Source organism: Curvibacter sp. GW821-FHT09D12 (genome assembly GCF_059416245.1).
Genome location: NZ_JBWKOU010000004.1, coordinates 422,101 through 442,585, shown reverse-complemented (window position 1 = coordinate 442,585; position 20,485 = coordinate 422,101). Strand labels below are relative to the sequence as shown.

Here is a 20,485-nt window from a genome sequence, read left to right as displayed (position 1 = left end):
GCCGGGGCTTTTTGTTGTAACCCGAAGGGGATTACTTGGCGGCGCGGGTGCCAACCACTTCGATTTCCACGCGACGGTTCTTGGCGCGGCCTTCGGCGGTCTTGTTGTCAGCCACAGGCTGGCTCTTGCCCTTGCCTTCGGTGTACACGCGGTTCTTTTCGATGCCCTTGGACACCAGATAAGCCTTCACGGCTTCAGCGCGGCGAACCGACAGCTTCTGGTTGTAGGCCACCGAGCCCACCGAGTCGGTGTGACCGACGGCGATGATGACTTCCAGGTTGATGTCCTTGACCTTGCCGACCAGATCGTCCAGCTTGGCCTTGCCTTCAGCCTTCAGAACCGACTTGTCGAAGTCGAAGAAAGCGTCAGCAGCGTAGGTCACCTTGGTTGCAGCCACTGCGGCCGGTGCGGCAGCAGGAGCGGCAGCCTTCGGAGCGGCCGGAGCAGCTGCGGGGGCAGCAGCAGGAGCGGCAGCCGGAGCAGCCTTCGGAGCGATAGCGCCATCGCAACCAGCCACGGCAGTTGCCGGGGTCCAGTTGGCATCACGCCAGCACAGTTCGTTGGTGCCGTTCTTCCAGACGAGTTCGCCGGTGCCGTTTTTCCAGTTGTCGACGGTTTGAGCGCCAGCAGCGGTTGCAAGGGCAGCGGAGGCAAACAACATCGCCACTTTGTTCAGTTTCTTCATGGTTCTCCTCTTGGGGAAAAAGCCGCAGCCGCGCGGCAAATACGTACGCTTCCAGTGACCACCACCAAAAACGTTGTTTAAATTGTGCCACACCCGTTCGCCACGGCTCAGGGTCTGGCTCAAGCTGCGTGCAGGACAAGCGCGCAATATGCACGGTTTGTTGCTAGTTCGCGACAGGGCGTTGCCCGTAAAATGAGCCTTTCCTGCCGCAAACACCACCTCTCATGACCCAGTTCGCCAAAGAAACTCTGCCCATCAGTCTCGAAGAGGAAATGCGGCGCAGCTACCTCGATTACGCGATGAGCGTGATTGTGGGGCGTGCGCTGCCCGATGCCAGAGACGGCTTGAAGCCAGTTCACCGGCGCGTGCTTTTTGCCATGCACGAGTTGAACAACGACTGGAACCGGCCCTACAAGAAGTCGGCGCGTATCGTGGGCGACGTGATCGGTAAATACCACCCGCACGGTGACAGCGCGGTGTACGACACCATTGTGCGCATGGCCCAGGATTTTTCCCTGCGCCATATGTTGGTGGATGGTCAAGGTAATTTTGGATCGGTGGACGGCGACAACGCGGCAGCGATGCGGTACACCGAAATCCGCCTGGCCAAGATCGCCCACGAGATGCTGGCTGACATCGACAAGGAAACCGTCGATTTCGGGCCCAATTACGACGGCAGCGAAAAAGAACCCCTGGTGCTGCCCAGCCGCTTGCCCAACCTGCTGGTGAACGGCTCGGCCGGTATCGCGGTGGGCATGGCGACCAACATCCCGCCGCACAACCTCAATGAGGTGGTGGATGCCTGCCTGCACATGCTGCGCCACCCCGAGACCACGGTGGATGACCTGATGGAGATCATCCCGGCGCCTGACTTCCCAACGGCCGGCATTATTTACGGCATCAACGGCGTCAAGGACGGCTACCGCACGGGGCGCGGCAAGGTGGTGATGCGCGCGCGCTGCCACTTTGAAGACATCGACCGCGGCCAGCGCCAGGCCATCATCGTGGACGAGCTGCCCTACCAGGTGAACAAGAAGACTCTGCAAGAGCGCATGGCCGAGCTGGTTCACGAAAAGAAGATCGAGGGCATCAGCCACATCCAGGATGAGTCCGACAAATCAGGCATGCGCCTGGTGATCGAGCTCAAGCGCGGTGAAGTGCCCGAGGTGGTGCTGAACAACCTGTACAAGCAGACCCAGCTGCAGGATACCTTCGGCATGAACATGGTGGCCCTGATCGATGGCCAGCCCAAGCTCTGCAACCTGAAGGACCTGATCGAGGTCTTCCTGCAGCACCGCCGCGAGGTGGTGACACGCCGCACGATCTTCAACCTGCGCAAGGCCCGCGAGCGCGGCCACGTGCTGGAAGGCCTGGCCGTGGCGCTGGCCAACATCGACGATTTCATCGCCATCATCCGCAACGCCCCCACCCCGCCGGTGGCCAAGGCCGAGCTGATGCTCAAGAGCTGGGACAGCAAGCTGGTGCGCGAGATGCTGACCCGTACCCGTGCCGATGGTGGCGTGGTCAACGCCGACGATTACCGCCCCGACGGGCTGGAGCTGCAGTTCGGCATGCAGGCAGACGGCCTGTACCGCCTATCTGAAACCCAGGCCCAAGAGATTCTGCAGATGCGACTGCAGCGCCTGACCGGCCTTGAGCAGGACAAGATCGTGGCCGAGTACAAGGACGTGATGGCCGAGATCGATGATTTCCTCGACATCCTGTCCAAGCCAGAGCGCGTGTCGACCATCATCGGCGACGAACTGAGCGTGGTGAAGACCGAGTTCGGCCAGACCAAGCTGGGCGCCCGCCGCAGCGAGATCGAGCACAGCGCCCAAGACCTGAGCACCGAAGACCTGATCACGCCCACCGACATGGTGGTCACGCTCAGCCACAGCGGCTACATCAAGAGCCAGCCGCTGTCCGAGTACCGCTCGCAAAAGCGGGGGGGCCGCGGCAAGCAGGCCACCGCCACCAAGGAAGACGACTGGATTGACCAGCTCTTCATTGCCAACACGCACGACTACATCCTGTGCTTCTCCAACCGGGGCCGCATGTACTGGCTCAAGGTGTGGGAGGTACCGGCCGGTTCGCGCGGCTCGCGTGGCCGCCCGATCGTCAACATGTTCCCGCTGGCCGAAGGCGAAAAGATCAACGTGGTGCTGCCGCTGACCGGTGAAAACCGCAGCTTCCCGGCCGATCACTTCATCTTCATGGCCACCAGCATGGGCACCGTGAAGAAGACCCCGCTGGACGAGTTCAGCAACCCGCGCAAGGGCGGCATCATTGCCGTGAACCTGGACGAGGGCGATTTTCTGATCGGTGCTGCGCTGACCGACGGCAAGCACGACGTGATGCTGTTCAGCGACGGCGGCAAGGCGGTGCGCTTTGACGAAAACGACGTGCGCCAGATGGGCCGTCAGACGCGCGGCGTGCGCGGCATGATGCTCGAAGAACACCAGCGCGTGATCGCCATGCTGGTGGCCGAAGACGAGCAGCAAAGCGTGCTCACCGCCACCGAAAACGGTTACGGCAAGCGCACCTCGATCACCGAGTACACCCGCCACGGTCGCGGCACCAAGGGCATGATTGCCATCCAGCAAAGCGAGCGCAACGGCAAGGTGGTAGCCGCCACGCTGGTGCATGCCGATGACGAGATCATGCTGATCACCGACAAGGGCGTGCTGGTGCGCACCCGCGTGGGCGAGATCCGCGAACTGGGCCGTGCCACCCAAGGCGTGACCCTGATCGCGCTGGACGAAGGCTCACGCCTGTCCGGCCTGCAGCGCATTGTTGAAAACGATGCCAATGCCCCGGCAGCCGATGGCACAGACAGTGCCGACGGCGAAGAGGGTACTGAGCCCACCGGCGAGGCCTGACCCGCAAGCGCCCTTTGATGCCCACCCGCCGGGGCCCGCTGGGCCCCGGGTCTTTTTGTTACAGGTTCTGTTCATGACGCGTCCCTACAACTTCTCGGCCGGCCCGGCCGCGATCCCCGAAGAGGTGCTGCAGCAAGCTGCCGCCGAAATGCTCGACTGGCACGGCAGCGGCATGAGCGTCATGGAGATGAGCCACCGCGGCAAAGAGTTCATCAGCATCTACGAACAGGCCGAAGCCGACCTGCGCGAGTTGCTGGCGGTGCCGGCGAACTTCAAGATCCTGTTCATGCAGGGCGGTGGCCTGGCTGAGAACGCCATCGTGCCGCTGAACCTGTCTCGCGGCGAATCGGCTGATTTTGTGGTGACCGGCGCCTGGAGCGACAAAAGCCAGAAAGAAGCGGGCAAGTACTGCGAGGTGCACATTGCCGCCAGCAACCAGGCCGACGGCCACACCAGCCTGCCGGCCCCGGCCAGCTGGCAGCTCAGCAAGGCGCCGCGTTATGTGCACCTGTGCAGCAACGAGACCATCCACGGCGTGGAGTTTCAAGAGCTGCCCGATCTGAAGGCCCTGGGCTGCGACGCCCCGCTGGTGATCGATTTCTCGTCGCACGTCGCGTCGCGCCCGGTCGACTGGAGCCGCGTGGGCATGGCCTTTGGCGGCGCACAGAAGAACATCGGCCCCGCCGGCCTGACCCTGGTGGTGGTGCGCGAAGACCTGCTGGGCCATGCGCTCAAGGCCTGCCCGAGCGCTTTTGACTACAAGTTGGTGGCCGACAACCAGTCGATGTACAACACGCCACCCACCTACGGCATCTACATCGCCGGCCTGACCTTCCAATGGCTCAAGCGCCAGACCGAAGCCGGCCTGAGCGGCGTGGCCGCCATGGAGGCCCGCAACAAGGCCAAGGCCGAGCTGCTGTACGGCTTCCTCGACCGGTCGCAGCTCTACACCAACCCGGTGGCCCTCGAAGGCCGCTCGCGCATGAACGTGCCTTTCCGCCTGCGCGACGAATCACTGAACGACGCCTTCCTGGCCGGCGCCAAGGCACGCGGGCTGCTGCAGCTCAAGGGCCACAAGTCGGTGGGCGGCATGCGGGCCAGCATCTACAACGCCATGCCGCTGGCCGGCGTGCAGGCGCTGGTCGACTACCTGCGCGAATTCGAAAAAACCAAGGCCTGAGCGCCCCAAGCCCAGAGACACCGCCATGACCCAGCCCTCCAACGCCCCTTTGCCCACCCTGGGTGAGTTGCGCGTCCAGATCGACTCGCTCGACCAGCAACTGCTCAGCCTGCTCAACCAGCGTGCCCATGTGGCCGAACAGGTGGGCGAGGTCAAGAAGCGCGAAGGCACGCCCTTCTTCCGCCCCGACCGCGTGGCCCAGGTGATCGAAAAGATCAAGACCGCCAACCCCGGCCCGCTCAAGGATGAGCATGTGGCCGCCATCTGGCGCGAGATCATGTCGGCCTGCCTGGCCCTGGAGTCGCCGCAGCGCGTGGCCGTGCTGGGCCCTGCCGGCACCTTTTGCGAGCAGGCCGCCATCGAGTTCTTTGGCGGTGCCGCCGACCTGATGTACTGCGCCAACTTTGACGAGGTGTTCCACGCCACGGCCGCGGGCAGCGCCCAGTACGGCGTGGTGGGGGTCGAAAACTCGGTCGAAGGCGTGGTCACCCGCTCGCTCGACCTGTTCCTGCACACCCCCACCCATGTGATCGGCGAGGTCAGCCTGCTGGTGCGGCACAACCTGCTGCGTCAGAGCGCCTCGCTCGATGGCATCGAAGCCGTGCTGGCCCACCCGCAGGCTCTGGCCCAGTGCCAGGCCTGGCTGTCCAAGCACCTGCCCCATGCCGAACGCCGCCCGGTGTCCAGCAACGCCGAGGGCGCCCGCCTAGCGGCCACCAACCCGGCCTGGGCCGGCCTGGCCAGCGAGCGCGCCGCCACCTTGTTCGGCCTGCACATCGTGGCCCACGCCATCCAGGACGAGGCCTACAACCGCACGCGCTTTGCCGTGATCGCCTTGCCGCAGACCCTGGCCACCCCACCTGCCACGGGCCGCGACTGCACCAGCCTGGTGGTTTCGGTGCCCAACCGGCCCGGCGCAGTGCACGACCTGCTGGTGCCGCTGAAGACCCATGGCGTGTCGATGACCCGCTTTGAATCGCGCCCGGCCCGCACCGGCCACTGGGAGTACTACTTCTACATCGACCTCGATGGCCACCCCTCGCAACCCAACGTGGCCAAGGCCCTCGAAGAGCTGAGCGGCCTGTGCGCCTTCTACAAGGTGCTGGGCTCCTACCCCGTCGGGGCTGCCTGATGACGCCCACACCCCACACCGGAGCAGGCCATGTTTGAGCAACTGGGCCTGATCGGCTGCGGCCTGATGGGCGGCTCGTTTGCGCTGGCCCTCAAGCGTGCAGGCCTGGTCAAGCGGGTGGTGGGCTACAGCAAGTCGCCCTCCACCACCGAAAAAGCCCGCCAGATGGGCGTGATCGACCTGGCCGCACCCTCGGCACTGCTGGCCGTGGCCGGGGCCGACATCGTGATCGTGGCGGTGCCGGTGTCGGCCACCGAGGCCACGCTCAAGGCCATCAAGCACCTGGTCACGCCCGACATGCTGATCATGGACGTGGGCTCCACCAAGACCGACGTGGTGCAAGCGGCCCGCACGGCCTTGCGCGACCAGATCGGCTCGTTTGTGCCGGCCCATCCGATTGCAGGCAAAGAGGTGTCGGGCATCGAGCATGCCGACGCCGACCTGTACAAAGGCCGCCAGGTCATCCTGACCCCGCTCGAAAAGACGCTGACGGCCCACCTTCAAAAGGCCGCCACGGTGTGGACGGCGATCGGCTCGCAGGTAATCCACATGTCGCCCGAGCAGCACGATGCCGCCTTTGCGGCGGTCAGCCATCTGCCCCACCTGCTGGCGTTTGCATACATCAACGGCATTGCCAACCAGCCGACGGGTGACGATTTTCTGGCCTTGGGTGGCCCCGGGTTCCGGGATTTCACCCGCATTGCGGCCAGCGACCCCAAGGTGTGGCGCGACATCCTGCGCTCCAACCGGCAAGAGCTGTTGACCCAGATGCGCCACTTCAAGGCCGCACTGGCCGAGTTTGAAGCCCAACTTGAAGCCGATCAGGGCCCCGCCCTGGAATCCCTCATCGACCGCGCCAGCCAGGTCCGTGCCCAATGGCGCCTGGCAGCCCCCCGCACCGCCAAATAATGTTCAGCACCGAATTCCTCGACCTGCCCCCGCTCGCCAGTGCTGGCGGCGCCGTCACCCTGCCCGGCTCGAAAAGCATCTCCAACCGCGTGCTGCTGCTGGCGGCCCTGAGCGCGGGCACCACGCGCATCCATGATCTGCTCGATTCGGACGACACCCGCGTGATGCTCGATGCGCTGCGCACTCTGGGCTGCGGCCTGCGCCAGCAAGGCAGCGTGCTCGAGATCGACGGCCTGGGCGGGCAACTGGGTCAACGCCAGGCCAAGCTCTTCATGGGCAATGCCGGCACCGCCATGCGTCCGCTCACGGCCGCGCTGGCCCTGCTGGGCGGTGATTTCGAGCTGAGCGGCGTGAAGCGCATGCACGAGCGCCCGATCGGCGACCTGGTCGACGCCCTGCGCGAGCTCGGCTGCCAGATCGACTACACCGGCAATGAGGGCTACCCCCCGCTGCACATCCACCCGCCCAAGCTTCAGCTCGATCGCCCCATCCCCGTGCGAGGCGATGTGTCCAGCCAGTTCCTCACGGCCCTGCTGATGGCCCTGCCGCTGGCGGCCACGCAGAACATCGTGATCGAGGTGGTGGGCGAGCTGATCAGCAAGCCCTACATCGAGATCACACTCAACCTGCTGCAACGTTTCGGCATCCAGGTGCAGCGCGAGGGCTGGGCCCGCTTCACGATCCCGGCGGGCAGCCGCTACCAGTCGCCCGGTGACATCCACGTCGAAGCCGATGCTTCTTCGGCCAGCTATTTTGTGGCGCTGGGCGCCCTGGCCCAGCCCCATCAGGTGGGCGGCAAGGTGCGTATCCAGGGCGTGGGGCTGGACTCAATCCAGGGCGACATCCGTTTTGTAGAGGCAGCACGCCTGATGGGCGCCCAGGTGGATGGCGGGGCCAACTGGCTGGAGATCTCGCGCCAACACTGGCCGCTGAAGGGCATCGACCTCGACTGCAATCACATCCCCGACGCCGCCATGACACTGGCCGTGATGGCCTTGTATGCCGACGCCCCGACCACCTTGCGCAACATCGCGAGCTGGCGTGTCAAGGAAACCGACCGCATCGCCGCCATGGCAGCCGAACTGGGCAAGCTGGGCGCCACGGTCGAAGAAGGCCCCGACTGGCTGCGCGTGCACCCACTGCCCGCCGGCCAATGGCGCAGCGCCAGCATCCACACCTACGACGATCACCGCGTGGCCATGTGCTTCTCGCTGGCGGCCTTCAACCCCGATGGCGTCAGCGTGCGCATCGAAGACCCCAAGTGCGTGGCCAAGACCTTCCCGGACTATTTCGAGGCCTTGTTCGACCTGGTCAGCACCCCGGCCCAACGCATCCCGGTGATCTGCATCGACGGCCCCACGGCTTCGGGCAAGGGCACCGTGGCAGCGGCGGTGGCCGCCCGCCTGGGCTACCACTTTCTGGATTCGGGGGCCATGTACCGCATCACCGCGCTGGCCGCGCTGCGCGCCGGCCTGACCATCAGCACCGAGCACGAAACAGCGATTGCCGAGCTGGCCCGCACCCTGCCGGTGCGCTTTGACGATGGCAAGGTGTGGCTCGGCAACGACGATGTGACCGAAGCCATCCGCACCGAAGAAGCCGGCATGAACGCCTCCAAGGTCTCGGCCCTGCCCGCAGTGCGCCTGGCCCTGGTGGACCTGCAGCACAGCTTCCGCGCCCTGCCGGGTCTGGTGGCCGACGGCCGCGACATGGGCACGGTGATCTTTCCAGACGCCCCCTACAAGCTCTACATGACGGCCAGCGCGGCCTGCCGCGCCGAGCGCCGCTACAAGCAATTGATTTCAAAAGGGATCTCTGCTAATCTCAGCGAGTTGCGCGCGGACCTCGAAGCCCGTGACGCCCGGGATCAAAACCGGGCCGTCGCCCCTTTGAAGCCCGCGCCTGATGCGCAGTTGCTCGACAACTCCGAGTTGACCATCGAAGAATCGGTGTCTCAGGTGTTGAAAGGCTGGCTGCAACGCCAGGCCATCGGCCCCACAGCCGCCACCTGAGCAAAACCGAGCCGCGCGATTGTCATTGTCATAGCACGGCCGGTGAAGGCCCCCACAGCCCCCTTCGCGCGTCAGCGCACAGGCGGTGGGGTTCGTCAACGTAACCCGCGGGTCAGCCCGCAAAAAACCGCCGCAATCAGCCCCTAGCGATGGCAATGGTGCCTTCGCATTTCCTGCTTGCGGACTAGGAAATTTCATGTCTGAATCTTTTGCCGCCCTTTTTGAAGAATCTCTGCAACGCTCTGAAATGCGTGCAGGCGAAGTCATTACCGCCGAAGTCGTGCGCATCGAGCACAGCTTCGTGGTCGTGAACGCTGGCCTCAAGTCGGAAGCCTATGTGCCTCTGGAAGAGTTCAAGAACGACAAGGGCGAAGTCGAAGTCCAAGTGGGTGACTTCGTGTCGGTGGCCATCGACGCCATCGAAAACGGCTACGGCGACACCATCCTGTCGCGCGACAAGGCCAAGCGTCTGGCCTCGTGGCTGGCCCTGGAAAAGGCCCTGGAATCCGGCGAATTCGTCACCGGTACCACCAGCGGCAAGGTCAAGGGCGGTCTGACCGTCCTGGTCAACGGCATCCGCGCCTTCCTGCCGGGTTCGCTGATCGACACCCGTCCGATCAAGGACCTGTCGCCCTTCGAAAACAAGACCCTGGAATTCAAGGTCATCAAGCTGGATCGCAAGCGCAACAACGTCGTGCTGTCGCGCCGTGCCGTGGTCGAAGCCTCGATGGGCGAAGAGCGCGCCAAGCTGATGGAAACCCTGAAAGAAGGCTCCATCGTCAATGGCGTGGTCAAGAACATCACCGAATACGGTGCATTCGTTGACCTGGGCGGCATCGACGGTCTGCTGCACATCACAGACATGGCATGGCGCCGTGTCCGCCACCCGAGCGAAGTGGTGCAAGCTGGCCAAGAGATCACTGCCAAGATCCTCAAGTTCGACACCGAAAAGAACCGCGTGTCCCTGGGCCTCAAGCAAATGGGCGACGATCCTTGGATGGGCGTCAACCGTCGCTACCCGCAAGGCACTCGCCTGTTCGGCAAGATCACCAACATCGCCGACTACGGCGCGTTTGTTGAACTCGAACCCGGCATCGAAGGCCTGGTGCACGTCTCCGAAATGGACTGGACCAACAAGAACATCGCCCCCAGCAAGCTGGTCACCCTGGGCGACGAAGTCGAAGTCATGGTTCTGGAAATCGACGAAGACAAGCGCCGCATCAGCCTGGGCATGAAGCAGTGCAAGGCCAACCCGTGGCAAGAGTTCGCGCAAAACACCAAGCGCGGCGACCGCGTCAAGGGCCCGATCAAGTCGATCACCGACTTCGGCGTGTTCGTGGGTCTGGCTGCCGGCATCGACGGCCTGGTTCACCTGTCCGACCTGTCGTGGAACGAAGCTGGCGAAGCCGCTGTCCGCAACTACAAGAAGGGCCAAGAAGTCGAAGCCATCGTGTTGGCCGTGGACGTGGACCGCGAACGCATCTCCCTGGGCATCAAGCAGCTCGACTCCGACCCGTTCACCACCTTCGTGACCGTGAACGACAAGGGCCAGACCGTGACCGGCAAGGTCAAGACGGTTGATGCCCGTGGCGCTGAAATCGATCTGGGCGAAGACATCGTCGGCTACCTGCGCGTCAGCGAAATCTCGCGTGACCGCGTGGAAGACGCTCGCAACGTGCTGAAGGAAGGCGACGAAGTGACCGCTGTGGTGGTGAACGTGGATCGCAAGACCCGCAACATCCAGCTGTCGATCAAGGCCAAGGACGCTGCTGACCAGCAAGAAGCCATGGCTTCGCTGAGCCAGCAATCGGCCCGCGAAAGCGCCGGCACCACCAGCCTGGGCGCTCTGCTGCGCGCCAAGCTGGACGGCGGCAACAACTGATCCTGACGGATCAGCCGGCCCCGGGGCCGGTTTTGCACATGTTGCAAAACCGGCCCTTTTTCTTTTTCAGACTGAACCCATGACCCGATCCGACCTTGTTGAAGAGCTGGCCAACCGGTTCAGCCAATTGACACACCGGGACGCCGAACACGCCGTCAAGACCATTCTTGACGCCCTGGGCGATGCACTGGTGCGTGGCCACCGGATCGAGATCCGTGGCTTCGGCAGCTTCTCGATCAACCACCGCCCGCCCCGCATGGGTCGCAACCCGCGCAGCGGCGAAAGCGTGGCCATCCCGAGCAAGCGCGTGCCCCACTTCAAGCCGGGCAAGGCCCTGCGTGAGGCCGTGGACAAGCGCACCGAGGAACTGGGCCAAGAGCCCAAGTGACCCAAAGTGATGCCCCGACGATGCAGCAAGGCCTGCATGCCGGTCATCCCTCGTTAGAATCTCCTCGTCACTGAGGAGATGAATGAAATACCTCATGTGGCTGCTCAAGGCAGCCATTTTTTTTACCCTGTTTGCCTTCGCGCTGAACAACCAGCAAGACGCAACCGTCCACTTCTTCTTCGGCACCCAATGGCGGGCGCCGCTGGTTCTGGTGGTACTGTCCGCCTTCACGCTGGGTGTGGTGGCGGGCGTGCTGGGCATGGTGCCCCGATGGTGGAAACACCGCAGTGCCGCACGCAAGCACCAGGATCAAACCGCCCAACAGCCGGCCGCCCAGGCAGCCCCTCCTCAAGCCCCGGTGGCCCCCCCACCCTCTGTCGACGAGCACGAACCCCCTCATGGAATTTGATCTCAGCTGGCTCTTGCTGGGCCTGCCGCTGGCCTTTGTGCTGGGATGGGGCGCCTCACGCTTCGATATCCGCCAATTGCGCCTGGAAAACCGCCAGGCGCCCAAAGCCTATTTCAAGGGCCTGAACTTTCTGCTGAACGAGCAACAGGATCAAGCCATCGACGCCTTCATCGAAGCCGTCCAAAACGATCCGGACACCTCGGAGCTGCACTTTGCCCTAGGCAACCTGTTCAGGCGGCGTGGCGAGTACGAACGCGCCGTGCGCGTGCACGAGCACCTGCTCAGCCGCGCCGACCTGAGTCGCACCGACCGTGAGCGTGCTCAGCACGCGCTGGCCCTCGACTTCCTGAAAGCCGGCCTGCTGGACCGTGCCGAAGCGGCGCTGCACAAGCTGGAGGGCACCCCTTTCGAGAGCCAGGCCCGCCTGGCCCTGCTGGCCATCTGCGAACGCTCGCGCGACTGGCCCCAGGCTGCCGGCATTGCCCAGCGCATGGACCAGGCTGGCCAAGGTCGCTTCAATGCCCGCCAGGCCCATTACCTGTGTGAGCAGGCCCTCAGCCTGGTGGCGCAACAGGATGTGCCGGGCGCGCTGGAACGCTTGGCGGAAGCCCGCACCACAGCCCCCGAGGCCCCGCGCGCCTACATCGAAACGGCCCGCCTGCAGGCCCTGCAAGGCCAGCACAGCGACGCCTGCGACACCTTGCAGCACATGGCCCGCGTGGCCCCCAGCCACCTCTCGCTGGCAGCGCCCCTGTGGGCTGACTGCGCCCAGGCCGCCAAGCGCGGCCCGGAAACCCTGGCCCAGCTCGACGCCATCTACCAGGAACACCCCTCACTGGACCTGCTGGAAGCGCTGGTCACCCTGAGCCAGGCCCAGGGCGTACCAAGTGAAGTGGCCCGCGAGCGCTACGTGCAACACTTGGACAAAGAGCCCTCACTGGTGGCCGCCGCGCGCTGGCTGGCCGGGGAGCAGCTCAGCCACGAACAGTTCCACCCCCAGGTGCAACGCGCCCTCGACCACGCGGCCAAGCCGCTGGTCCGCTACCGCTGCGCGGCATGCGGCTTTGAAGCCAAGCAGTACTTCTGGCAATGCCCGGGCTGCCAATCATGGGACAGCTACCCGGCCCAGCGGGTCGAGGAACTGTGAGCTGAGTGTCCACTCGGGCGTTGTCTGAAAGACGCTTGAACGGGGTTTTCAACCGCACACCATTGGCGTGGCGGTGCAAGCCCCCAGGGGGGCAGCAACACGCCTTTAATCAAAGGCTTCGCCACCTCCTGGAGAGCCCCCCATGTCCAACCTGTTGCGGCACGGCTGCCGGCCACTGATTCGCACCCTGCTCGGCGCCTGGGCCCTGAGCCTGTTTCTGGGGACAACGGCCCATGCCGAGCTCGAAATCAACCAGGCCAGCGAGGCCCAGCTTGACAGCCTGCTGCATGTGGGGCCGGCCCTGTCGCAAAAAATCCTGAGCCAGCGCCAGCAAAGCCCCTTCGCCGATTGGTCGGACCTGATCCGCCGCGTGCCTGGTATCGGCCCGCGCCGGGCCCGGCAGCTTTCACACCAAGGACTGACTGTGCAGGGTCAGGCCTACCCCGGCACACCCCAGCCGGAGGGCAGCAAGCCCTGATGCTGTTCAGCGCCGTGAGGTCGCAGCCCCAAACGGGGCCATCTGACCCCACGGGCCCCTTCAGTCGAGGGTGCCCCCCACCATCACGGCATCGTGCTGGTGGGCCAGCGCGGCCTCCAGAGCCGCTTGCACGGCCTTGAGCTGCACGTCGATGGGCACGCCCCCCTGCCCTGCCTCATGGCCGAACGGCGGCACATGCATGAAGCCCCCACGCAGGCCCGGGTGCTGCTCCAGGTAGTCACTCAACAGAAACAGCAATTGATTGCACACAAAGGTGCCGGCGGTATAGGACACCGCCGCAGGTGCGCCCACGGCCTGCATGGCCTGCACCATGGCCTTCACCGGCAGGCGACTGCGCCAGGCCAGCGGTGCCTCGGGCAGGATGGGCTGATCCAACGGCTGCTCACCCGCGTTGTCGGGGATGCGCGCATCCACCCAATTCAGCGCGACCCGCTCCATGCACAACTCGGTGCGTGAGGCCGCGAGGCCCAGCGCCATGACCAGCGAGGGGGCAGGCCCGGCCTCGATGGCCTGGCGCAGCACCGGCCACGCCGTGCTGAAAACACAGGGCAGTTGCAGCGCCTGCACACGCTGCCCGCCGGCCAGCACGCAGCCGTCCAGTTGGCGCGCCACCTCCCAGGAGGGGTTGAGCGGGTCCCCACCAAAGGGCTCGAAGCCTGTGAGCAAGACCGTGCCGAACATGGTGGCCCTGCCTTTTCAGCGGGCCGCGTCGGCCGGGCCGTAGCCACCGCCGCCGGGGGTCTGGATCTCGAACACATCGCCGGCCTTCATCTCGGCCTGGCCGATGTGCTCCAGTGTCTCGACACGACCGTCGCTGCGCAGCACGCGATTCACGCCCACGGCACCGGCCTCGCCACCGGCCATGCCAAAGGCACCGCGCAGGCGGCCGTTGGACAGGATGCTGGCGGTCATGTCTTCCAGGAAGCGCAAGCGGCGGACGCCACCGTTGCCGCCATGCCAGCGCCCGGCACCGCCCGATCCCTGGCGGATCTCATAGCTTTCCAGGCGCACCGGGTAGCGGAACTCAAGCACCTCTGGATCGGTCATGCGCGAATTGGTCATGTGCGTCTGGACCACGCTGGTGCCGTCGAAGCCGCCCGTGACCTGGCCCTGGGCATCAAACACCGCACCGGCGCCGCTGCCACCGCTGATGGTTTCGTAGTACTGGTAGCGTGCGTTGCCGAAAGTGAAGTTGTTCACCGTGCACTGGCTGGCCCCCATCAGGCCCAGGGCGCCGATCAAGGCGTTGGTGATGCAGGTGGAGGTTTCCACATTGCCCGCCACCACCGAGGCCGGCGGGCGGGGGCTCAGCATCGAGCCCTCGGGGATGATCACCTTCAGCGGCTTCAGGCAGCCTGCATTGAGCGGGATGTCGTCGTCCACCAGGGTCCGGAACACGTACAGCACCGCGGCCATGCAGACCGCCGTGGGGGCGTTGAAGTTGTTGATCTGCTGCTCACTGGTGCCGGTGAAGTCGATCTCGGCGCTGCGCTCGGCCCCGTTCACGCGGATGCTGACGGCGATCTGGGCGCCATTGTCCAGCGGCAGGGTGAAGCGCCCGTCCTTGAGGCGGGTGATGGCCCGGCGCACCGATTCTTCGGCGTTGTCCTGCACGTGGCCCATGTAGGCCTGCACCACGTCCAGCCCGAACTGGGCCACCATCTTGCGCAGCTCCTGCACGCCTTTTTCGTTGGCAGCGATCTGCGCTTTCAAGTCGGCCAGGTTCTGGGCCGGATTGCGGCTGGGGTATTCGCCGCTTTGCAGCAGGGCCACCATTTCGGCCTCGCGCAAGGCACCACGATCGACCAGCTTGAAGTTGTTGATCTGCACGCCCTCTTCTTCGATGCGGGTCGAGAACGGGGGCATCGAGCCGGGCGTGATGCCCCCGATGTCGGCGTGGTGCCCACGCGAGCCCACATAGAACAGCGGCTGCTCGTCGGCGGCCTGGCCCAGGTAGACCGGGGTGATCACGGTCACGTCAGGCAGGTGGGTGCCGCCGTGGTAAGGATCGTTCAGGGCATACACGTCGCCGGGCTGCATGCGACCGGCGTTTTCGCGAATGACGGTCTTGATGCTCTCGCCCATCGAACCCAGGTGGACCGGCATGTGCGGGGCATTCGCAATCAGGTTGCCTGCGGCATCGAACAAGGCACAGCTGAAATCCAGCCGCTCCTTGATGTTCACCGAATAGGCGGTGTTCTGCAGTTGCAACCCCATCTGCTCGGCGATGTTCATGAAGAGGTTGTTGAACACTTCCAGCAGCACCGGATCGGCCGTGGTGCCTGCCGCGTAGGTGATGGCCCGCGCCTCGCGGCGCTCCAGCACCAGGTGGTCCAGGGCCGTGAGCGCGGCCTCCCAACCCGGCTCGACGATGGTGGTGGCGTTCTTCTCGGCAATGATGGCCGGCCCCGGGATCACATCGCCCGGACGCAGGTCTTCACGCACCACCAGGGCGGCATCGTGCCACTGGCCACCCGAGTACATGCGCACGGTTTCGCGGTGCGGTACCTCGCGCACCGGGTTCAGGGCATGGCGCGGCTCGGCAGGGGCATCGCCAGCCACCACCGATTCGACCGACACGGCCTCGACCACCAGGCCCTTGCCCGCCATCAGGAAGGCAAAGCGTTGCCGGTAAGCCTGCTCGAAGCCCGCCTGGATGGCCGCCAGCGTCTGCTCAGCCGTGTCGCCGGGCCTATATGCCACCACCAGGGCCGAATCGCTGCCCTCATAGCGCACATGAACGCGGCGGTGGGTGGTGATGCCGCCAGCGCTGACCTGCTGGCGGCCCAGCTCGGTCTCAGCTCCCTGGGCCAGGGCGTCCAGCCGGGCCTGGATGTCGGGCAGGGCCTTGGCCTGCAGACGCGATTCCACCGCCTGTTCGCGGATCAGGCTCTGGTCGGCCAGGCCCATGCCATAGGCCGACAACACACCGGCCAGCGGGTGCACAAACACCCGAGTCATGCCCAGGGCATCGGCCACCAGGCAGGCGTGCTGCCCGCCCGCACCGCCAAAGCACTGCAGGGTGTAGCGGGTGACGTCATAGCCCCGCGCCACCGAGATCTTCTTGATCGCATTGGCCATCTGCTGTACCGCGATCTGAATGAAGCCTTCGGCCACCTCTTCGGCCGTGCGTCCGGCGCGCTGGGCCAGCTCGGCAAAGCGCTGCTGCACCACCTCGGCATCCAGCCGCTCGTTGGCCTGCGGGCCGAACACCGACGGGAAGTAGCGTGGCTGCACCTTGCCCACCATCACGTTCGCATCGGTCACGGCCAAGGGGCCGCCACGGCGGTAGCTGGCCGGGCCGGGGTTGGCCCCGGCGCTTTCAGGGCCCACCCGGAAGCGCGCGCCATCAAACTGCAGGATCGAGCCGCCACCAGCCGCCACGGTGTGGATGCTCATCATGGGCGCGCGCATGCGCACCCCGGCCACCTGGGTTTCGAACTCGCGCTCAAATTCACCTTGCAGGCCGCCCCGGAAGTGGCTGACATCGGTGGAGGTGCCCCCCATGTCAAAACCGATCACATCGTCGTGCCCCGCCAGCCCGGCGGTGCGGGCCATGCCCACAATGCCCCCGGCCGGGCCGGACAGGATCGCGTCCTTGCCCTGGAACACGTGGGCATCCGTCAGACCGCCCGACGACTGCATGAAGAACAGGCGCACACCCGGCATTTCAGAGGCCACCTGGTCCACATAGCGGCGCAGGATGGGCGACAGGTAGGCGTCCACCACCGTGGTGTCGCCACGGCTGACGAATTTCATCAGCGGGCTGGTTTCGTGGGAGCTGCTGATCTGCGTGAAGCCGATCGCGGCCGCCAGGGCCTGGGCGGCTTTCTCGTGGGCGGTGTAACGGTACCCATGCATGAAGACAATCGCGACACTGCGCAGCCCCCGGTCGTGAGCGGCCTGCAGGTCGGCGCGCAGACGGGCTTCGTCGAGCGCCTGCACCAGCTCACCCTGAGCACCCACACGCTCGTCGGCTTCGATGACCTCGGTGTACAGCAACTCGGGCAATACGATGTGGCGGTCAAACAGGCGCGGCCGGTTCTGGTAGGCGATGCGCAAGGCATCGCGAAAGCCCCGGGTAGTCACCAGCAGCGTGGGCTCGCCCTTGCGCTCCAGCAGCGCATTGGTGGCCACGGTGGTGCCCATCTTCACGCATTCAACCTGCTCGGGCGTGATCGGCTCGCCGGCCTTCAAGCCCAGCAGATGGCGAATACCCGCCACTGCCGCATCGCGGTATTGCTCGGGGTTTTCAGACAGCAGCTTGTGCGTGACCAGGGTAAAGCCCCCATCAGCCAGTGGCTTGCGCGCCACGATGTCGGTGAAGGTGCCCCCACGATCAATCCAGAATTGCCAGCGATGGGGAGGGGTCGAGACAGAGGCTTGCATGGTCAGAAGTCGGCTTCAAGTGGGTTGATGAAGGGGGCTTGCGCCAGCGCCCGATCGCCCAACAGGCGACGGGATTGCAGCAAGGTACTCAGTTGCCAGGCTGTGGCGTCGGCCACAGCCTGGGCATAGGGCGGCAGGTTGGTGCATTCCAACACCACCTGGCGCAGATCCGGGGCCCGGGCCTGCAAAGCCTGCGCCGCCTGCACCACTTCGAGGCGGGCACGGGCTTCGTCAAGGGCGATGGCATTGCCCAGAATCGAGGTCACAAAATGCCCGTCCTCGGGCAGGTCTTGCAAGACCACGTGGCCCAGGCGGTCGGCAGGCACCCCCGCGGCCCTCAGGTGCTCGGGGCCCAGCCGATCGGCGCGGATGGTCAAGACCCCCACACGGGGCTGGCGGACCAACAGCGCGGGCAAGGCCAGCAGGCTGGAGCTCAGCACCGGCACGGGAACCGAGGCCTGAAGCTGAGCCTGCAGCAGCACCAGAAAGCCGCAGCTGGTGGTGATGGCATCCGCCCCGTCAGCCACCAATTGGCGCGCCGCTGCCACAAAACGTTCAGCCAGCCCGCTGTCACGCAAGGCCTGCGCCGAGCACACCACCTGGGCCGGCACAGCGCCTGGCACGACCTGAGTGATCACGGGCCAGGGGTAGCTGTCGGGCCGCCCCAAGTCGCCCGGCAAGCGCGGGAAGCGCGTGTCCAGCAGGATCAAGCCCAGCCGTCTTGGCGCTGCCATGGTGTTCACAGCGAGGCCGCCGCTCGGGCTGCCTGGTCGTACATGCCCGAGAGCACGCGCAGCAACCGCGCCAGATCGCCGATGTCCCGATTCAGTGCATCGTCGGCCTGCAAGGCACCAATCAGGCACGACTCCCGGATCTCCCGGTAGCGGGCCACCCGGGCCAGCCCTTCTTCGGTGCAGGCGTAGGTCACTTCTTTGCCGTTCTTGCTGGCCATCACCACCCCCAGGTTCTGCAGCTTCTTCAACGAGTAGTTGATGAGGTGGGTGTCCTCGACATTCATGATGAAACAGATGTCGGCCAGGCGCTTGTTGCGGGCACGATGTGTCACGTGATGTAACACCAACACATCCAGCGGGGTCAGGTCCTTCAGCCCGGCGGCACTCATGCAATGCACGATCCAGCGGTGGAATGCATTGCCAGCCACCACCAGCCCGAACTCGAACTCGCTCATCTCGGCGCTCTGCTCGGAAACCAGATGCGCAGAGGACACAATGAGGGCGCGCTCGGTGGCGCCTGCGGGGGAAGCGGTGGGCTTGGCTGTCATGGTCATCCTCCCGGTTGGCATTGATGTTGCATGCTCAGATTGTAGGCAGCACCATGACAATTTACCAACGTTTTGTTGACATTAAGTAATTACCCCCATGATGTCGATCTGCCGGCCGATTACATTCACGTCAAACTTTTTTCCGGAGCACACATGAAGCGTCGCTATTTCTCTTTCACGGCTCTCAGTTTGGTGCTGGCGTCCGGCGCCACCATGGCGCAGACCAAATGGGATCTGCCCACCGCCTACCCCGCCAACAACTTTCATGTCGAAAACCTGAGCCACTTTGCCCAGGACGTGGACAAAGCCACGGGCGGCAAGCTCAAGCTGACTGTGCACGCGAATGCCTCGCTGTTCAAGGCCAACGAAATCAAGCGCGCCGTGCAAGGGGGCCAGGCTCAGATCGGTGAGATCCTGCTGGCCAACTTCGAAAACGAAAACCCCATCTATGGCACCGACGGCGTGCCTTTCCTGGCCTCGTCGTACGCCGAATCCAAGCGCCTGTATGACGCCCAGAAGCCCGTGCTGGAAAAGCTGCTGAATGCCCAGGGCATGAAGCTGCTCTACACCGTGCCATGGCCCCCGCAAGGCATCTACACCAAGAAAGAGATCGCCTCGGTGGCCGACCTGCGCGGCATCAAGTGGCGCGCCTACAGCCCGGCCACCGCCAAGGTGGCTGAGCTGATCGGGGCCCAGCCCGTGACCATCCAGGCCGCCGAGCTGTCGCAGGCCCTGGCCACCGGCGTGATTGAAAGCTACATGAGCTCGGGCTCGACGGGCTATGACTCGAAGACCTACGAAAGCCTGAAGTACTGGTACGACACCCAGGCCTGGCTGCCCAAGGACGCCATCATCGTCAACAAGAAATCCTTTGATGCCCTCGACCCCGCCACCCAGGCCGCGGTGACCAAGGCCGCCGCTGAAGCCGAGACCCGCGGCTGGGCCTTGAGCCAGGAAAAGAACGACTGGTACAAAAAAGCCCTGGCCGAAAAGGGCATGAAGATCATGCCGCCGCCGGCCAAGCTGACCGCTGACCTCAAGCAGGTGGGCGACATCATGCTGAGCGACTGGATCAAGAAGGCTGGCCCGGACGGTGAAGCCATTGTTGCCGCCTACCGCAAGTCCGCCCCTGCGGCCAAGAAATGATGCGACGCTTTCTCGACCGCCTCTACCTTGCCAGTGGCGCCCTGGGCGCCAGTTTCATCGCGCTGATCTGCGTGCTGATGATCGCGCAGAGCGTGCTGCGTGAATTCGGCGTGCGCACCGGCGCCATGAACGACGTGGTGGCCTGGTTCTGTGCCGCTGCGGCCTTCTTTGCCATGCCCCATGCCTTCAAGCACGGCGATTTTGTGCGTGTGACGCTGCTGCTGGAAAAGGTACCCAGCCGCCAGCGCCGCATGCTGGAGATCCTGTCGCTGGTGATCGGCTCGGTGGCCACGGCCTACCTGGCCTGGTCGGCCTGCCAGTTCACCTACGAAAGCTGGGAGTTCAACGACATTGCCCAAGGCCTGCTGCCCATCCCGATGTGGATCCCGCAGATGAGCTTTGCCATCGGCTCGGTGCTGCTGCTGGTGGCCGTGGTGGACGAACTGCTGATCGTGCTGCGCGGCGGCGTGCCCACCTTTGTGCGCGAGGTCGAAGAGCGCCATGCGCGCGGCGACTTCTCGTCCGAAGTTTGAGCACGTCCCCCTC

The 20,485-nt window shown here is 64.9% G+C and carries 17 protein-coding genes; 12 read left to right on the top strand and 5 right to left on the bottom strand.

Annotated features, from left to right (window positions below; all coding sequences use genetic code 11):
- Nucleotides 1-31 precede the first annotated feature (31 nt).
- Nucleotides 32-685, bottom strand: coding sequence for an outer membrane protein OmpA (gene ompA / locus AC07PT_RS09215; protein WP_494656528.1), 654 nt, complete (start codon nt 683-685; stop codon nt 32-34).
- 224 nt (nt 686-909) lie between these two features.
- Between ompA and gyrA the strand changes: the two genes are divergently transcribed.
- The 10 genes from gyrA (at nt 910) to AC07PT_RS09165 (ending at nt 13,101) form a co-directional block, all read left to right on the top strand.
- On the top strand, nt 910-3,564 hold the full coding sequence (gene gyrA / locus AC07PT_RS09210) for a DNA gyrase subunit A (RefSeq protein WP_494656498.1): 2,655 nt from the start codon (nt 910-912) through the stop codon (nt 3,562-3,564).
- Between the two features lie 73 nt (nt 3,565-3,637).
- A complete protein-coding gene (serC, locus tag AC07PT_RS09205) occupies nt 3,638-4,744 on the top strand; it encodes a 3-phosphoserine/phosphohydroxythreonine transaminase (protein ID WP_494656497.1) in 1,107 nt (368 codons plus the stop codon).
- A 25-nt stretch (nt 4,745-4,769) separates the two neighbouring features.
- On the top strand, nt 4,770-5,876 hold the full coding sequence (gene pheA / locus AC07PT_RS09200; RefSeq protein ID WP_492347013.1) for a prephenate dehydratase: 1,107 nt from the start codon (nt 4,770-4,772) through the stop codon (nt 5,874-5,876).
- A gap of 30 nt (nt 5,877-5,906) precedes the next feature.
- Nucleotides 5,907-6,785 carry a prephenate dehydrogenase gene (locus AC07PT_RS09195; RefSeq protein ID WP_492347012.1) on the top strand — a complete coding sequence of 293 codons (879 nt, stop codon included), beginning with the start codon at nt 5,907-5,909 and terminating at the stop codon, nt 6,783-6,785.
- Nucleotides 6,785-8,797 carry a bifunctional 3-phosphoshikimate 1-carboxyvinyltransferase/cytidylate kinase gene (locus AC07PT_RS09190; RefSeq protein ID WP_494656496.1) on the top strand — a complete coding sequence of 671 codons (2,013 nt, stop codon included), beginning with the start codon at nt 6,785-6,787 and terminating at the stop codon, nt 8,795-8,797. The genes AC07PT_RS09195 and AC07PT_RS09190 overlap by 1 nt, the downstream gene beginning before the upstream one ends.
- 196 nt (nt 8,798-8,993) lie before the next feature.
- Nucleotides 8,994-10,679, top strand: coding sequence for a 30S ribosomal protein S1 (gene rpsA, locus AC07PT_RS09185; protein WP_492347010.1), 1,686 nt, complete (start codon nt 8,994-8,996; stop codon nt 10,677-10,679).
- A gap of 79 nt (nt 10,680-10,758) precedes the next feature.
- Nucleotides 10,759-11,067, top strand: coding sequence for an integration host factor subunit beta (locus AC07PT_RS09180; RefSeq protein ID WP_027477601.1), 309 nt, complete (start codon nt 10,759-10,761; stop codon nt 11,065-11,067).
- A gap of 82 nt (nt 11,068-11,149) precedes the next feature.
- Nucleotides 11,150-11,476 (top strand): LapA family protein, encoded by a 327-nt coding sequence (locus tag AC07PT_RS09175; RefSeq protein ID WP_492347009.1) that lies wholly within the window; start codon nt 11,150-11,152, stop codon nt 11,474-11,476.
- A complete protein-coding gene (gene lapB / locus AC07PT_RS09170; protein ID WP_494656495.1) occupies nt 11,466-12,623 on the top strand; it encodes a lipopolysaccharide assembly protein LapB in 1,158 nt (385 codons plus the stop codon). Before AC07PT_RS09175 ends, lapB begins: the two co-directional genes overlap by 11 nt.
- Nucleotides 12,624-12,765: 142 nt before the next feature.
- Nucleotides 12,766-13,101, top strand: a complete 336-nt coding sequence (locus AC07PT_RS09165; RefSeq protein ID WP_494656494.1) for a ComEA family DNA-binding protein — start codon at nt 12,766-12,768, stop codon at nt 13,099-13,101.
- 60 nt (nt 13,102-13,161) lie between these two features.
- Here AC07PT_RS09165 and pcp read toward each other — a convergent pair whose 3' ends face one another.
- Genes pcp through AC07PT_RS09145 form a run of 4 tightly spaced genes read right to left on the bottom strand, consistent with a single transcriptional unit; the run spans nt 13,162 to nt 18,799 of the window.
- Entirely contained in the window at nt 13,162-13,803 is a 642-nt protein-coding gene (gene pcp, locus AC07PT_RS09160) for a pyroglutamyl-peptidase I (protein ID WP_494656493.1), read from the bottom strand.
- Between the two features lie 15 nt (nt 13,804-13,818).
- On the bottom strand, nt 13,819-17,511 hold the full coding sequence (locus AC07PT_RS09155; protein WP_494656492.1) for a hydantoinase B/oxoprolinase family protein: 3,693 nt from the start codon (nt 17,509-17,511) through the stop codon (nt 13,819-13,821).
- Nucleotides 17,512-17,513: 2 nt separating this feature from the next.
- The gene (locus tag AC07PT_RS09150; protein ID WP_492347004.1) at nt 17,514-18,245 is read right to left on the bottom strand and encodes an aspartate/glutamate racemase family protein; all 732 of its coding nucleotides are present in this window, start codon (nt 18,243-18,245) and stop codon (nt 17,514-17,516) included.
- Between the two features lie 5 nt (nt 18,246-18,250).
- The gene (locus AC07PT_RS09145) at nt 18,251-18,799 is read right to left on the bottom strand and encodes a winged helix DNA-binding protein (RefSeq protein ID WP_492347003.1); all 549 of its coding nucleotides are present in this window, start codon (nt 18,797-18,799) and stop codon (nt 18,251-18,253) included.
- Between the two features lie 147 nt (nt 18,800-18,946).
- Between AC07PT_RS09145 and AC07PT_RS09140 the strand changes: the two genes are divergently transcribed.
- Entirely contained in the window at nt 18,947-19,939 is a 993-nt protein-coding gene (locus tag AC07PT_RS09140) for a TRAP transporter substrate-binding protein (RefSeq protein ID WP_494656491.1), read from the top strand.
- Entirely contained in the window at nt 19,939-20,472 is a 534-nt protein-coding gene (locus tag AC07PT_RS09135) for a TRAP transporter small permease (RefSeq protein ID WP_494656490.1), read from the top strand. Before AC07PT_RS09140 ends, AC07PT_RS09135 begins: the two co-directional genes overlap by 1 nt.
- Nucleotides 20,473-20,485 lie beyond the last annotated feature (13 nt).

What these genes read in the sequence shown, in the direction of transcription:
- AC07PT_RS09180 (WP_027477601.1), top strand. Translation starts at nt 10,759, where the DNA reads ATGACCCGATCCGACCTTGTTGAAGAGCTGGCCAACCGGTTCAGCCAA.
- gyrA (WP_494656498.1), top strand. Translation starts at nt 910, where the DNA reads ATGACCCAGTTCGCCAAAGAAACTCTGCCCATCAGTCTCGAAGAGGAA.
- AC07PT_RS09175 (WP_492347009.1), top strand. Translation starts at nt 11,150, where the DNA reads ATGAAATACCTCATGTGGCTGCTCAAGGCAGCCATTTTTTTTACCCTG.
- pheA (WP_492347013.1), top strand. Translation starts at nt 4,770, where the DNA reads ATGACCCAGCCCTCCAACGCCCCTTTGCCCACCCTGGGTGAGTTGCGC.
- AC07PT_RS09190 (WP_494656496.1), top strand. Translation starts at nt 6,785, where the DNA reads ATGTTCAGCACCGAATTCCTCGACCTGCCCCCGCTCGCCAGTGCTGGC.
- lapB (WP_494656495.1), top strand. Translation starts at nt 11,466, where the DNA reads ATGGAATTTGATCTCAGCTGGCTCTTGCTGGGCCTGCCGCTGGCCTTT.
- pcp (WP_494656493.1), bottom strand. Translation starts at nt 13,803, where the DNA reads ATGTTCGGCACGGTCTTGCTCACAGGCTTCGAGCCCTTTGGTGGGGAC.
- rpsA (WP_492347010.1), top strand. Translation starts at nt 8,994, where the DNA reads ATGTCTGAATCTTTTGCCGCCCTTTTTGAAGAATCTCTGCAACGCTCT.
- AC07PT_RS09155 (WP_494656492.1), bottom strand. Translation starts at nt 17,511, where the DNA reads ATGCAAGCCTCTGTCTCGACCCCTCCCCATCGCTGGCAATTCTGGATT.
- AC07PT_RS09195 (WP_492347012.1), top strand. Translation starts at nt 5,907, where the DNA reads ATGTTTGAGCAACTGGGCCTGATCGGCTGCGGCCTGATGGGCGGCTCG.
- AC07PT_RS09135 (WP_494656490.1), top strand. Translation starts at nt 19,939, where the DNA reads ATGCGACGCTTTCTCGACCGCCTCTACCTTGCCAGTGGCGCCCTGGGC.
- AC07PT_RS09145 (WP_492347003.1), bottom strand. Translation starts at nt 18,799, where the DNA reads ATGACCATGACAGCCAAGCCCACCGCTTCCCCCGCAGGCGCCACCGAG.
- AC07PT_RS09140 (WP_494656491.1), top strand. Translation starts at nt 18,947, where the DNA reads ATGAAGCGTCGCTATTTCTCTTTCACGGCTCTCAGTTTGGTGCTGGCG.
- serC (WP_494656497.1), top strand. Translation starts at nt 3,638, where the DNA reads ATGACGCGTCCCTACAACTTCTCGGCCGGCCCGGCCGCGATCCCCGAA.
- AC07PT_RS09150 (WP_492347004.1), bottom strand. Translation starts at nt 18,245, where the DNA reads ATGGCAGCGCCAAGACGGCTGGGCTTGATCCTGCTGGACACGCGCTTC.
- ompA (WP_494656528.1), bottom strand. Translation starts at nt 685, where the DNA reads ATGAAGAAACTGAACAAAGTGGCGATGTTGTTTGCCTCCGCTGCCCTT.
- AC07PT_RS09165 (WP_494656494.1), top strand. Translation starts at nt 12,766, where the DNA reads ATGTCCAACCTGTTGCGGCACGGCTGCCGGCCACTGATTCGCACCCTG.